Here is a 13,731-nt window from a genome sequence, read left to right as displayed (position 1 = left end):
GGTCACCGGGGCTCGGTGCGTATGCGGGACCGGGCGGGTGGACGGGCCGCCGCGGTTCGGTTGCGTTGCACGGCGTGTCGCCCGATACGCGCCGGGGAGAGGTCACGGTTCGGCACCGGTCCATGACGCTCCGGGGGCGTTCCCGGAGTCGATCTCGGGGTCCGGCCTAGATTGTGCGCATGGCCGGCTGCTCCGTCCGCCGGACGCGATCCGGCGCGCCCCTGCTCTCGCCCGCGACCCGCCTGCGACCCGGGCGGGTCGCCCTGCTCGCCGGCGCCGCGCTGCTCACCGGGATGATCAGCGGCTGCGGGATCGCCTCCGGGGACCCGGGGATCGCGGTGCCGACGTTCGCCGCGGAGGAGAGCACCGTCGCCGGAGCGGACGGCGGCCCGCCGCCGATCGCGCTGCCCACCGACTGCGCGCGGCTGATGGACCCGGAGCAGGCGGGCGCCCTGTTCGGGCAGGTGCTCGGCTCGGTCTCGGTCCAGTCGGTGCGCGGCGTCGCCGAGCCGGCGGTGAACCGCACCGAGCGCACCGCCTGCACCTACCGGGCCGGCGGCCAGGCGTTCGACGGGGCCGGGAACCGCGGCCCGGTGCTGTACCAGCTCAACATCGGCCGCTACGGCGACGCCGCCTCGGCGACCCGGCAGTGGCAGTTCAACACCAACGCCGAACGCTCGAACGCGATCGCCTCCCGGGACATCACCGTGGGGAACGTGCCGGGCGTGCTGATCGAGCGGCCGGACGAGACGACGCTCGCTCTCGTCTACGGCGTGGACACGCTGACCTTCGTGCTGCCGGTCGCGGCGCCGGGCCAGAACCGGTCGGCCGCCGAGACCCTGCCGGACCTCGCGCAGCGGATCATCCCGGCGCTCACCCCGACCCAGCCGCCCACCGCGGAACCACCGCCGCCGGCCACCCCGTCGGCGACCCCGCCTGCCGGGGGACCGGCGCCGCAGGCGAACCGGGCGCCCGCCGGGGACGTGCCCGGCACCACCTGATTACGGTGGGCCGGTGCTGCGGACAGGGCTGACCGGGGGAATCGGGGCCGGCAAGTCGACGGTCGCCCGTCGTCTCGTCGAACGCGGGGCGGTGCTGGTCGACTCCGACCTGCTTGCCCGCGAGGTCGTCGCCGCCGGTTCCGAGGGGCTCGCCGCGATCGTGGCGGCCTTCGGCGACCGGGTGCTGCGGGCGGACGGCGAGCTGGACCGGCCAGCGCTGGCCTCGATCGTCTTCGCCGACGCCGACGCCCGCCGCGAGCTCGACGGCATCGTGCACCCGCTGGTGCGGGCCCGGTCCGACGAGCTGGTCGCCGCCGCCACGCCGGACGCGATCGTCGTGCAGGACGTGCCGCTGCTCGTCGAGGGCGGGATGGCGGCGGCGTTCCCGCTGGTCGTCGTGGTCGGGGTGGACGCCGAGGAGCGGATCAGGCGGCTGGTGTCCGTCCGCGGGATGGCCGAGCAGGACGCCCGCGCCCGGGTCGCCGCCCAGGCGAGCGACGAGCGCCGCCGGGCCGCCGCGGACGTCTGGCTGGACAACTCCGGCGCCGAGGAGGACACCCGGCGCCGGGTGGACGCGCTGTGGGACGGCCGGCTGGTCGGGTTCGAGGAGAACCTGCGGCTCGGCCGCCCGGTGCCGGACGGCCCGCCCCGGCTGGTCGACGCCGACCCGGACTGGGCGGAGCAGGCCCGCCGGCTCGCCGAGCGGATCGGGTACGCGGCGGGCGGGCACGGCCGGGGTGTGGAGCACGTCGGCGCCACCGCGGTGCCCGGCCTGCCCGCCCGCGACGTGCTGGACCTGCAGCTCGCGGTGGAGACCCGGTCGGACGCCGGTGCGCTCGGCGACCGGCTGGCCGCCGCCGGGTTCCCGGCCGACCCGGCCGCCGCCGGGGACGGGGCGGGGACGGTGAGCGTGCACCGGTCCGCGGACCCGGGGCGGCCCGCGGTCGTCGTCGTGCGGGTGCACGGCTCGCCGGCCTGGCAGCACGCCCTCGGGACCCGGGACCGGCTGCGGGCCGACCCGCGCGCCCGGGACGGCTACACCGAGCGCCGGCGGCGGGCGGCCGCCCTGTACGGGGCGGATCCGGACGCCCGCCGCTACACCGCGCACACGGCCGCCTGGCGGGATGACCCGGACGAGTGGTCCGCCCGGCCCGGATCACACGGTTCGTGACGGACGCGTGAAGATCCACCCGTTTCTGTAACGACGTCCGCTCGTTGGTCGATTCAGGCGGGCAGGGAGCGTCGGCGCTCGGTGTCCCGCCGGAGTACGGGCGGGTTTCCGCCGATCGGACCGGTCCCCGGTGCGATCGCGGGAGGCCGGGATGCGGCGACGAGAGGACACGGGGTTGAGCACGGTGGTGCATCGATACGGGGCGGACGGCGGAGGCGCCGAGCCCGGTCGCGCCCCGGACCTCACCCGTCCGGCCGAGTACGGCGAGCCCGACCCGTGGCCGGGCGACGGCGGGACCGAGCAGATCGACCACGACGCGTGGATCGGCGGCGCCGAGCCCCCGCCGATCAGCGGCGCGATGGTGCAGCAGCATCGCACGCTGCCGCACGGCGAGCTGCGCGCGGACTTCGGCGCGCACCTGGAGACCTACTACCCGCGGCTGGTCGCCCAGCTGTACGCGATCACGCTGAACCCGCAGGACGCGCACGACGCCGTCCAGGACGCCTACTCCCGGGCCTGGCGCCGCTGGTCGGCGCTGCGCAACCGGGGCGCGGCCGAGCACGAGGACGCGGCGGTCGGCTGGGTCCGGCGGGTCGCCATCCGGACCTCGATGCGCGGCCGGTTCCTGCGCTTCGGCAGGCGCCGCAGGCCGGCCGCGGAGGAGACCGACCCGCGGACCGGGGCGCTGCTGCAGGCGCTGGGCCGGCTGGCCCCGCCGGACCGGCGGGCGGTGGTGCTGCACCACATGGCCGGCCTGTCGCCCGGTGCGGTCGCCGAGCTGGAGGCGACCGACGAGCGGGAGATCGGCAGGCGGCTCGCCAGGGGGCGCGAGGTCGTCACCGAGGGGATGGCAGAGGTGCTGGAGGAGATCGTGGGGGCGCCGGCACCGTACGTGGCGCGCCCCGCGTACGGCGGCCACGGCGGGTACGACCTGCGCGCCGCCGAGGGGGGACGGGGATGAACGGCTACCAGGACATCGACCACGAGTTCCACCGGCTCGACGACGTGCTGTCGGCGGCGGTGCCGCTGCCCGCAGTCGACGACGTGATCGCCCGCGCCGCGGGGGCGCGCCGGGCGACCTCGGCCGCCGCGGCGGCCGTGCTGACCGTGGGCTCGCTGGGCGGGATCACCGCGGTCGCGACGGCCGCGGCGCCGGAGGGCAGCTTCGTCGGCTCGCCGTTCGCGATCGCCTCGCCGGGCAGCACCGCGCCGACGCCGGAGCGGATCGTCACCGGTGAGCCGCCGGCCGAGGCACCGGCGGACGGCGCCGTGCCGCCCGCCTTCGACCCGGCGACCGCCGGGTACGAGGGTGCCGGCGCGCCGGCTCCGGGCACGCAGCCGCCACCCGGCGGCGCCGCACCGGTCGTCCCGGCTCCGCCGCCGGGTGGCGGGGTGGCCCCGCCACCCGGCGGGGGAGTGGCGCCGCCGCCGGCTCCGCCGCCCCCGTCGACCACGCCGCCTCCGCCCAGCACCCCGAAGCCGCCGGAGGGCACGCCGGACCCGAGCACGCCGCCGACCACGCCGCCGGACGACTCGGAGACGCCGGACCCGTCGACCCCGCCGACGACCCCGCCGACCTCGACGTCCGGCAGCGAGGGCACGCCGGACCCGTCGACGTCGAACTCGGCGGCGCCGACCAGCACGTCGGACAGTCCCTCGCCGACCAGCACGACCGGGTCGTCGACCCGCGCGGTGGGGCAGGGACCGGCCCAGCACCCGGCGCTCTGAGCGGCGCTCAGCCCGCCAGGTCGGCGGGCGGCGCGGGCTCGGCCCGCGGGCCGAGCGCGATCCCGTGCCCGGCCAGCCACGCCTCGTGGTCGTGGCCGTGCCCGGCCAGTCCGGCGAGCACGGTGTGCGAGCGCTCCAGCGCATACTCCGCGGTCGCCGGGTCCAGCAGGCCCTGCGCGACGGCGCCGACGAACTCGTCGGCGTCGAGCAGCTCGGTCCCACGGCCCCGGCGCACCACCAGGTCCAGGTACAGGTCGGTCATCCGCAGCCGGCGACCGTCCCGGGTGATCCGGGCGATGTCGATGTAGATGTCCTGGTCGCGCTCGTGCCCGGGCCGCCATCGCCAGTCGGACAGGCAGATCCCCAGATCGGGGACCAGCCAGGACTCGATCCACCAGGCGTTCGGCCGGGCCACGACCGGGCGGGACAGGTAGATCCCCCAGTCCTCCTCGCGCAGCGTCTCGATCTCGCGGCGGGTGCCCTTGGTGTCGTACTGGGCGCGGTCGCCGGGATCGACGACCTGAGTCTTGGGCGGGTGCACGGCACGCATCCTGCCGGTGCCGGGGCGAGCTGTCAGGGGAGCCGTCAGGGCGTGCGACGGGAAACTGTCGGGGGTCGCTCGTACCCTGGTGTCATGGCATTCGCGACCGAGGTCCCGGGCAGCGCGGCGGACCAGCACGGACACCCCGAGGCCGCCGCCGGGCTGCCGCTCGCGCACTCCGAGCACCGGCCGGTCGGCGACATCGAGCGGAAGGACGGGCGGTTCCGCGTCGTCAGCGACCTGCAGCCGGCAGGCGACCAGCCGACTGCCATCGCCGAGCTCGACCGGCGGCTGCTCGCCGGCGAGGAGGATGTCGTGCTGCTCGGCGCCACCGGCACCGGCAAGTCGGCGACCACGGCCTGGCTGATCGAGAAGCAGCAGCGGCCGACCCTGGTGATGGCCCCGAACAAGACGCTCGCGGCGCAGCTGGCGAACGAGCTGCGCGAGATGCTCCCGCACAACGCGGTGGAGTACTTCGTCTCGTACTACGACTACTACCAGCCCGAGGCGTACATCGCGCAGACCGATACCTACATCGAGAAGGACAGCTCCATCAACGACGACGTCGAGCGGCTCCGCCACTCGGCGACGATGAACCTGCTGTCCCGGCGCGACGTCGTCGTGGTCGCCTCCGTGTCGTGCATCTACGGCCTGGGCACGCCGCAGTCGTACCTGGACCGGTCGGTGCCGCTGAAGGCGGGCGACGAGATCGAGCGGGACCGGCTGCTGCGGCTGCTGGTCGACGTGCAGTACACGCGCAACGACATGTCGTTCACCCGCGGCACCTTCCGGGTCCGCGGGGACACCGTGGAGATCATCCCGGCGTACGAGGAGCTGGCGCTGCGGATCGAGTTCTTCGGCGACGAGATCGAGGCGCTCTACCACCTGAACCCGCTGACCGGCGACGTCGTGGAGCAGGTCGACGAGATCCGGATCTTCCCCGCCACGCACTATGTGGCCGGCCCGGACCGGATGGAGCGGGCCGTCCGCGACATCGAGGCCGAGCTGGAGCAGCGGCTCGCCACCCTGGAGAACCAGGGCAAGCTGCTGGAGGCCCAGCGGCTGCGGATGCGCACCCAGTACGACATCGAGATGATCCGCCAGGTCGGCTTCTGCTCCGGCATCGAGAACTACTCGCGGCACATCGACGGCCGCGGCGCCGGCACCGCACCGGCCACGCTGATCGACTACTTCCCGGACGACTTCCTGCTCGTCATCGACGAGTCGCACGTCACGGTGCCGCAGATCGGTGGCATGTACGAGGGCGACATGTCCCGCAAGCGCAATCTCGTCGATTACGGGTTCCGGCTGCCCTCCGCGGTCGACAACCGCCCGCTGACCTGGGAGGAGTTCGCGGACCGGATCGGGCAGACGGTCTACCTGTCGGCAACCCCGGGCCCCTACGAGCTGAACCGGACCGGCGGCGAGTTCGTCGAGCAGGTGATCCGGCCGACCGGCCTGGTCGACCCGGAGGTCGTCGTGAAGCCGACCAAGGGCCAGATCGACGACCTGGTCGCCGAGATCCGGGACCGCACCGAGCGCGACGAGCGGGTGCTGGTCACCACGCTCACCAAGAAGATGGCCGAGGACCTCACCGACTACCTGCTGGAGCTGGGGATCAAGGTCCGCTACCTGCACTCCGAGGTCGACACGCTGCGCCGGGTCGAGCTGCTCCGCCAGCTCCGCTCCGGCGAGTACGACGTGCTGGTCGGCATCAACCTGCTCCGCGAGGGCCTCGACCTGCCCGAGGTGTCGCTGGTCGCGATCCTCGACGCGGACAAGGAAGGCTTCCTGCGCTCCGGGACCTCGCTGATCCAGACGATCGGCCGCGCCGCCCGGAACGTGTCCGGCCAGGTGCACATGTACGCCGACACGATCACCGACTCGATGCGCTACGCGATCGACGAGACCGACCGGCGCCGCGCCAAGCAGGTCGCCTACAACACCGAGCGCGGGATCGACCCGCAGCCGCTGCGGAAGCGGATCGCCGACATCCTCGACCAGGTCTACCGGGAGGCCGAGGACACCGAGTCGGTCCCGGTCGGCGGATCCGGCCGGAACGCCTCGCGCGGCAAGCGGGCCGCCGGCGAGGCCGGGCGCTCCGGTGCGGCGGCGCAGAGCTCCGGGGTGGCCGGTGCCAAGGACACCGCGGGGATGCCGCGCGCCGAGCTCGCCGACCTGATCCAGCAGATGAACGACCAGATGCTGGCCGCCGCCCGCGATCTCCAGTTCGAGCTGGCCGCCCGGCTCCGCGACGAGATCGCCGACCTGAAGAAGGAGCTCCGCGGGATGGACGCGGCGGGGGTGCAGTAGGCCGGGTCCGCGCGGATCACGGCGGGGCGCCCCGCTACCGTGGACCCCCGTTCCCGCACACCCGGCCGCTCCGGCACGCTCCCCGCGTCGTCCGGTGCCGCCCCGCCGCGCAGCGGAGGAGCCCGCGTGACCGTCACCCGCACCACGCCCGACCCGGACGTCCCGCCCGGGGCCGGCTCCGACGGGCACCTCGGCATCGTGTCGTGGCTGCGGTCCGCGGCGACCGCGTGGGTGACGCTGCTGCTGACGGTGCCGCTGCTCGTGGCGTCGCTGTACTGGTCCTGGATCCGGCTCCGGAACTACGCGCTCGACCTGGACATCTACCGGATCGGGGTGCAGGTCTGGCTGGCCGGCGGGGACATGTACGGCGAGCTGCCGCCACCGCTGCACGGCCCGGTGCTGCCGTTCATCTATCCGGTGTTCGCGGCCATCACGATGATCCCGCTCGCCGTCGTCCCCTACGCGGTCGCCTTCACCACCCAGTTCGTCGTCTCGGTGGTGTCGCTGGCGATCTGCATCGCGCTGGCGATCCGGATCGCCTGGCCGGCCGGCGGCCGGCGCGCCGGCGTGGTGCTCGGCGTCCCGGTGCTGGCGGCGGCGCTGCTGACCGAACCGGTCGCCCAGACGTTCGCGTTCGGCCAGATCAACCTCGTGCTGATGGTGCTCGTGCTGGTCGACTGCCTGGCCCCGCGCACGCTGTGGCCGCGCGGGATGCTGCTCGGCCTCGCCGCCGCGATCAAGCTGACACCGGCCGGGTTCGTGCTGTTCCTGCTGGTCCGGCGGGACTGGAAGGCGTGCGCCGTCGCCGCAGTCACCGGGATCGTCGCCACCCTGGTCGGGTTCGTGGTCGATCCGGCGTCGTCCTACCGGTACTGGTTCGTCGGCGGCCCGGCCGCCGGGGTCAGCGGATCGACGTTCTTCTCCAACGAGACCGTGCAGGCGGTGCTCGCCCGCCAGGAGGTCCCCGAGCCCTGGTTCACCGTGCTGTGGCTGGCCATCGTCGCGGTGCTGCTGGCACTGGCGGTTCCGGTGATCCGCCGCTCGGAGCCGGTGCTCGCGCTGGCCGCCACGGCGGCGGTGGTGCTGATGGCGACCCCGACCGCCTGGTCGCACCACTGGGTCTGGGTGGTGCCCGGGCTGATCGCGATCGGCGCGCACGCCATCCGGCACCGTTCGGTCGCCTGGGCGGCGCTGGGCGCGGTGATCGCCGCGATCTTCTACATCGCACCGTTCCGGTGGATGCCGAACGTGTGGGGCGTCGAGATGAAGTGGAGCCTCTGGGAGCAGGTGCTCGGAGCGAGCTACGTCATCCCCTCGGCGATCGCGCTCGGGCTGGGCTGCTGGTACGTCACGCGCGGACCGGGCCGCCCCGGCGGGCCGCAGGCGCCCGCACCGGAGCGGCTGCGGGTCGACGAACCTCGCTGACCGCGGTGCGCAGGTCCGCCCGTCCTGCTATGGCGCGGGCCACACCGCGGACCTAACCTGGGTGCGGTGGAGGTGGATGTGGACCCTGCCGGCGGTGACGCCCGGGACCAGGCGAGCATCTGCGCGGTCCGGCCGGGCACCGACCTGGGCCGGCACGCCCGGATGCTGTCCCGCCTGCACGACGCCGTGCTGTCCGGCGACGCCGCCCCCGGCCGGGCCCGCAGCCTGGTCGCGCGGTCCTGGGACCGGGTGCGCGCGCAGGGTGTGAACCCCGATGCCGGCGACCCGCCCGGCCCGCTCGACGCCGGCGTCGTCGAGCGGCGGCGGTCGGAGTCCCCGCTGGTGCCGGTCCTGCCCGCGCTGCGGTCCGCGCTGACCTCGGTCGCCGAGGACGCCCGGCACGTCATGGTCGTCACAGACGCCGACGGGGTCCTGCTGTGGCGGGAGGGCTCCTCGGCGGTCCGCCGCCGCGCCGACTCGCTCGGCTTCACCGAGGGGGCGGACTGGTCGGAGTTCTCGGTCGGCACCAACGCCATCGGCACCGCGCTCGCCGAGGACGGGCCGGTGCAGATCTTCTCCGCCGAGCACTTCGTCCGCAGCCACCACGGCTGGACCTGCACCGCGGCGCCGGTGCACGACCCGCGCAGCGGTGAGCTGCTCGGCGTCGTCGACATCTCCGGCCCGGCCGAGACCATCCACCCGACGACGGTCGCGCTGGTGAACACCGCCGTGCGGCTCGCCGAGGTCGGGCTCTGGCAGCGGCACGAGGCGCGGCTCGACGCGCTGCGCACCATCGGCGCACCGATGCTGGCCCGCACCTCCGGCCCCGGGCTGGTCGTCGACGACCACGGCTGGGTGGCCGCCGCGACCGGCCTGCCCGCGGTGGAGCGGGTCGCCGCGCCCACCGCGGACCGGCTCCTCGCGGTGCACGGGCTCGGGCCCTGCCTGCCCGAGCCGGTGCCCGGCGGCTGGCTGCTGCGCCCGGCGTCCGGCGGCGGCGCCCAGCGGATGCGGCTGAGGCTGAGCCTGGACCTGGACGCCCGCCCGCCGAGCGCCGTCATCGAGGGCACCGGCCGCTGGGTGCATCCGCTGTCCACCCGGCACGCCGAGGTGCTGGTCCTGCTCGCGCTGGCCGGCTCGACCGGGCTGGACGCCGCGGCGCTGTCCGAGCAGCTCTACGGCGACTGCGCCCACCTGGTCACGGTGCGCGCCGAGATGTCCCGGCTGCGCCGCGGGCTCGGCGGGATCCTGCTGGCCCGGCCCTACCGGATCGCCCCCGGCGTCGATCTGGACCTGGCCGGGCTGGCGCACAGCCGCGTTGTCCGCGGGTCGACCGCCCCGGGGGTCGCCGCGCTGGCGCGCGGCCGACCGGCCCGCCCCGCCGAGATGCAGCGGAGCGGGCCGTGACGATCGACAACTCGCGCCGGGACGCAGCCGGCGGGCCGGCGCGGCGTCGTCTCAGCTGGTGATGTCCTTGCGGGTGAACCGCCAGGCCGCGGCGGCCATGAACACCGTCGCGTAGCAGACCGCGGAGAACGCGCCGTAGGTCATGTCGGCCCAGTCGACGTCGGTCGCGAGCAGCGCCGACCAGGCGTCGCCGTAGTGCGTCGGCAGGAAGTTCCGGATCACCCCGAGGTCCTCGATCTGGTCGATGATCTGCGACACGATCGACGCCATCACCGCCCCGCCGACCGCGCCCAGCGGGGCGTCGGTGCTCACCGACAGCAGCAGCGCCAGCCCGGCCACCCAGCTGAGCTGGATCATCAGGAACACCGAGCCGAGCATGACCCGGCCGACCGCTGTCCAGAACGGCAGCGATTCGCCGATCGGGGACACCAGGTCCCCGGTGCCGTAGGCGACCGCGCCGACCACCAGCGCCGCCACCGGCAGCAGCAGCAACGCCGCCACCGACAGCAGACCGGCGACGATCGCCTTCTGCCGCAGCAGCCGGGCCCGGGGGACCGGCACCGCGAGCAGGTAGCGCAGCGACGACCAGGACGCCTCCGAGGCGACGGTGTCGCCGAAGAACAGCGCGACCAGCACCACGAGCAGGAAGCTCGCCGACGCGAACAGCGTGAACACGGCGAAGTTCGCGGCGCTGCCCGACGCCAGGTCGACCAGGTTCGGGCCGGACGCCCGGCCGTCGTCGTCACCGAGGGAGAACGCGGCCAGCAGGATCAGCGGCATCGCCAGGACCAGGCCGAACACCACCTGGGTGCGCCGACGGCCCAGCTGGCGGGCCAGCTCGGTGCGCAACGGCAGCGTCCGGCCGGGGACGGCGGGCGGTGCCGCCTCGCCGGCGACCAGGTCACCGACGTGCCCCCGCCGGGTGGAGAGCTGGCGCTCGTCGTCCGTCGCCGTCCGGTCCGTCACTGCATGCCCCCGCTCACGTCGCGCCCCTCCGGGCCCACCAGGTCGAGGAACGCGTCCTCCAGCCGTCCGCGGGGCCCGGCCGCGCTCACCGCGACACCCGCGGCGACCAGCGCCGTCACCACCTCGGCCCGGCCCACGTCGGCCAGGTGGGCGTGCACCACGTCCGGCTGCTCACCCGGGACGACGTCGCTGACCCCGTCCATCCCGGACAGCACCTCGGTGGCCCGCCCGGCCGGCTCGACGGTGAACGTCGATCCGCCGCCGGCCGCGGTCAGCTCGGCGACCGTGCCGGAGGCGACGACCGTGCCCCGGTGCATGACGACGACGTCGGTGCAGGTCTGCTCGACCTCGCCCAGCAGGTGGCTGGACACCAGCACCGTCCGCCCGCCGGAGGCGTAGCGGCGCAGCAGCTCGCGCATCGCGTGGATCTGCGGCGGATCGAGCCCGTTGGTGGGTTCGTCGAGGATCAGCAGCTCCGGCAGCCCGAGCATGGCCTGGGCGATCGCCAGCCGCTGCCGCATCCCCTGCGAGTAGGTGCCGACCTTGCGGTGCACCGAGTCGCCGAGCCCGGCGATCTCCAGCGTCTCGGCCATCCGGGCCTGCTCGATCGGGCGGCCGGTGGCCTCCCAGTAGAGCCGCAGGTTGTCGGCGCCGGACAGGTGCGGCAGGAAGCCGGGGCCCTCGACGAAGGCGCCGATCCGGGACAGCACCGCGGCGCCGGGCCGGATCGGCCTGCCGAACGCGCGCATCTCACCGGACGTCGGCGCGATCAGCCCCATCAGCATCCGCAGCACGGTGGTCTTTCCGGCGCCGTTCGGCCCGAGCAGGCCGAGCACGGCGCCGCGCCGGACGGTGAAGGACACGTCGGAGACCGCCCGGAAGCCGTTGCGGTACGTCTTGGCGAGCGCGCGAACCTCCAGCGGCGGCGGGTCCGAGCCATCCGGCGCCGCGGCGTCCGGGTCGGCGTGCCGGAACGGGCGCCGGGCGAGCAGCCACAGCACGAACGCGGCGGCGAGCACGCCGGCGGTCCCGAGCACCGGCCACAGCGGGACGGTGCCGGCGCTCTCGGTGCGGCCGGGTACCTCCGGAACGGACAGCACCGGGTCGCGGGCCAGCCCGACCTGCCAGACGGCCGGATCGGTCCCGGAGGCGAAGCCCTGGTCGGTCGTCGACAGCTGGACCATCAGCCTGCTGCCCGCGGTGACCGGGGCGACGACGCCGGGGAGGGTCACCGTCGTCTCGACGGGGGAGCCGTCGGCGGGGACGGCGACCCGGATCGGGGCGACCGCGTTGCCGAGCAGCGTGCTGCGACCGTCCGGGGACAGCGCGGTGACCGAGCCGAAAAGCACCGCGGTCTGCGGCGCGGGCTGGCCGGGGACCCGGGCGACCTGCACGGTGACCCGGGCGGAACCGGACGGCTGCATCGGCTCGGCGACCGGCTCGGACACGAACCGGGCGGCCTGCCCCGGCGTGGCGAGCCCGGACAACGAGCCCACCGAGCCGAGCGACCCGAGCGCCGATCCGAGGCCCGGCAGCGAGGTGATCGTGGCCGGGTTGCCGCCGGGCGGGTGCACGACGAGCTGCTCGTCGCCGGACAGCGGCACCCCGGTCGTGGGGGTCTCGCCGCCGGTCAGGCCGGGATAGGCGTCGGCGAGGACGGTGCGTCCGGTTGGCGTGTCGCCGCTGGTCCGGACGTTGCTGCGCACCTGGTAGGCGAACGGCGCCTCGGCCAGCGATCCGGCGGTGCCCTCGGCGGCCGGGAGCCCGCGCAGGTGCTCGTCGAACCAGTCGCCGATCCGGCCGCGGACCTCGGAGTCGGCGGCGCCGCCGTCGTGCCCGCCGGCGAACCACAGCACGGACACCGGGGTGCCGTTCGCGGCGATCCCGCGCGCGTTGGCGTCGGCCTGGTCGAGGCCGAACAGGGTGTCCTGCTCGCCCTGTACCAGCAGCGTCGGGGCGGTGATCCGGTCGAGGACGGTCGCCGGCGAGGACCGGTCCATCAGCGCGGCCAGCTCGGGAGAGATCCGGCCGGTCCGGGCCGCCTCGGAGTAGGCGGCGCACAGCTCCGGCGCGAAGCGGCCGCAGGTCAGCTGGGCTCCGAGGGTGGGACCGGGCTGGAGCTGCGGGACGGCCCCGGGCTCCGGGACGGACCCGGTGCCGCCGGTCGGTGCGGTCTCGCCCGGGCCTGCCGCGCCTGCGTCCCCGGGTGATTCCGTGGCGTCCCCGGTGCCGGCGGGCGTGCCCGCGCCGAGTCCGCCGCCGCCGTCCGGGCCGGCGCCGCCGGTGCCGTCGGTGCTGCCTGCGCCTGCTGTACCGTCCGGGCCCTCGGTGCCGCCGCCGAACGAGCCCGCACCGGCGTCACCCGCGTCGTCCGCCCCCGCACCACCGCCGGGGACCTGGCCGCCGGAGCCGAAGAACATCCCGGCCCAGCCGCTCTTGAACACCCCGTCCGGTGCGTCCGCGGCGGCGGCCGGGGTGCCCGGCAGCGGCCCGCCGGCCGGTGCCGCGTTGTTCGGGAACAGCGACTGCCCGAGGTCGTTCCAGGTGATCGACGGGGCGATCGCGTCGACCCGGTCGTCGTACCCGGCGAGCAGCAACGCCAGCCCGCCGCCGTAGGAGCCGCCGGTGACGCCCACCCGCGGATCGCCGTCGCCGTCGCGCTGCACCTCGGGCCGCTCGGCGAGCCGGTCGATCAGCCGGGACGCGTCGGCCACCTCACGGTCCGGGTCGTTCAGCCCGATGACACCGCCCGATGCGCCGAAGCCGCGCGCCGTCCAGGTCTGGACGACGTAACCGCGGTCGGCGAGCTCGCGGGCGTCGCGATCGACACCGGCCTTGCTGCCGCCGAAGCCGTGCGCCACCAGCACTGCCGGCGCCGGGGCGTCCGCGGAGGCCGAGGCCGGCAGGTAGAGGGAGGTGTCGATCTCCACCGTCCCGGGCTCGCCGGGGCCGGCGGGTACCGCCACCCGCTCCTCGGTGACGGCGACGCTCCCGCCGTCGTCACCGGTCGCCGCTGCGGCGACCGGCGCGACCGAGACCAGCAGGCCCGCGGTGAGCAGGGCGATCAGCGGGCCGGGGGTGGCCCGGCGGAGGAGGGGGCGCACGTGCACCTCTTCGAAACTACGCAGATCGCGTCGGGCCCGCCGTCGCGGCCCCACCGGTGTCCGCATGATCACTTC

The 13,731-nt window shown here is 75.4% G+C and carries 10 protein-coding genes; 6 read left to right on the top strand and 4 right to left on the bottom strand.

The features are described from left to right. Nucleotides 1-179 precede the first annotated feature (179 nt). From ABZ881_RS11255 to ABZ881_RS11245, 3 genes are all read left to right on the top strand, one after another. Entirely contained in the window at nucleotides 180-1,001 is an 822-nt protein-coding gene (locus ABZ881_RS11255; protein WP_358483771.1) for a hypothetical protein, read from the top strand. A gap of 13 nt (nucleotides 1,002-1,014) precedes the next feature. Beyond that, nucleotides 1,015-2,172, top strand: a complete 1,158-nt coding sequence (gene coaE, locus ABZ881_RS11250; protein WP_358483769.1) for a dephospho-CoA kinase — start codon at nucleotides 1,015-1,017, stop codon at nucleotides 2,170-2,172. Between the two features lie 184 nt (nucleotides 2,173-2,356). Beyond that, a complete protein-coding gene (locus tag ABZ881_RS11245) occupies nucleotides 2,357-3,133 on the top strand; it encodes an RNA polymerase sigma factor (protein ID WP_358483971.1) in 777 nt (258 codons plus the stop codon). 4 nt (nucleotides 3,134-3,137) lie between these two features. Here ABZ881_RS11245 and ABZ881_RS11240 read toward each other — a convergent pair whose 3' ends face one another. Beyond that, nucleotides 3,138-3,842: a hypothetical protein gene (locus ABZ881_RS11240; protein ID WP_358483768.1), complete on the bottom strand. Its 705-nt coding sequence runs from the start codon at nucleotides 3,840-3,842 to the stop codon at nucleotides 3,138-3,140. Between the two features lie 65 nt (nucleotides 3,843-3,907). Continuing rightward, entirely contained in the window at nucleotides 3,908-4,450 is a 543-nt protein-coding gene (locus tag ABZ881_RS11235; RefSeq protein WP_358483766.1) for a DUF402 domain-containing protein, read from the bottom strand. An 84-nt stretch (nucleotides 4,451-4,534) separates the two neighbouring features. Here ABZ881_RS11235 and uvrB point away from each other — a divergent pair, with 84 nt between their 5' ends. The 3 genes from uvrB (at nucleotide 4,535) to ABZ881_RS11220 (ending at nucleotide 9,586) form a co-directional block, all read left to right on the top strand. After that, entirely contained in the window at nucleotides 4,535-6,754 is a 2,220-nt protein-coding gene (gene uvrB / locus ABZ881_RS11230; protein WP_358483764.1) for an excinuclease ABC subunit UvrB, read from the top strand. Nucleotides 6,755-6,880: 126 nt separating this feature from the next. Next, on the top strand, nucleotides 6,881-8,179 hold the full coding sequence (locus tag ABZ881_RS11225; RefSeq protein WP_358483762.1) for a glycosyltransferase family 87 protein: 1,299 nt from the start codon (nucleotides 6,881-6,883) through the stop codon (nucleotides 8,177-8,179). Between the two features lie 66 nt (nucleotides 8,180-8,245). Continuing rightward, on the top strand, nucleotides 8,246-9,586 hold the full coding sequence (locus ABZ881_RS11220; protein WP_358483761.1) for a GAF domain-containing protein: 1,341 nt from the start codon (nucleotides 8,246-8,248) through the stop codon (nucleotides 9,584-9,586). Nucleotides 9,587-9,637: 51 nt separating this feature from the next. Here the strand turns inward: ABZ881_RS11220 and ABZ881_RS11215 are convergent, their stop codons facing one another. Further along, nucleotides 9,638-10,552: an ABC transporter permease subunit gene (locus tag ABZ881_RS11215; RefSeq protein WP_358483760.1), complete on the bottom strand. Its 915-nt coding sequence runs from the start codon at nucleotides 10,550-10,552 to the stop codon at nucleotides 9,638-9,640. After that, entirely contained in the window at nucleotides 10,549-13,656 is a 3,108-nt protein-coding gene (locus tag ABZ881_RS11210) for an ATP-binding cassette domain-containing protein (RefSeq protein ID WP_358483758.1), read from the bottom strand. The genes ABZ881_RS11215 and ABZ881_RS11210 overlap by 4 nt, the downstream gene beginning before the upstream one ends. Between the last annotated feature and the right edge of the window lie 75 nt (nucleotides 13,657-13,731).

Origin of the sequence: Pseudonocardia sp. NPDC046786 (assembly GCF_040645415.1) — a bacterium.
Lineage (GTDB): Bacteria > Actinomycetota > Actinomycetes > Mycobacteriales > Pseudonocardiaceae > Pseudonocardia > Pseudonocardia kongjuensis.
This window is presented reverse-complemented; position numbering and strand designations above follow the sequence as displayed.

What these genes read in the sequence shown, in the direction of transcription:
- ABZ881_RS11255 (WP_358483771.1), top strand. Translation starts at nt 180, where the DNA reads ATGGCCGGCTGCTCCGTCCGCCGGACGCGATCCGGCGCGCCCCTGCTC.
- uvrB (WP_358483764.1), top strand. Translation starts at nt 4,535, where the DNA reads ATGGCATTCGCGACCGAGGTCCCGGGCAGCGCGGCGGACCAGCACGGA.
- ABZ881_RS11235 (WP_358483766.1), bottom strand. Translation starts at nt 4,450, where the DNA reads ATGCGTGCCGTGCACCCGCCCAAGACTCAGGTCGTCGATCCCGGCGAC.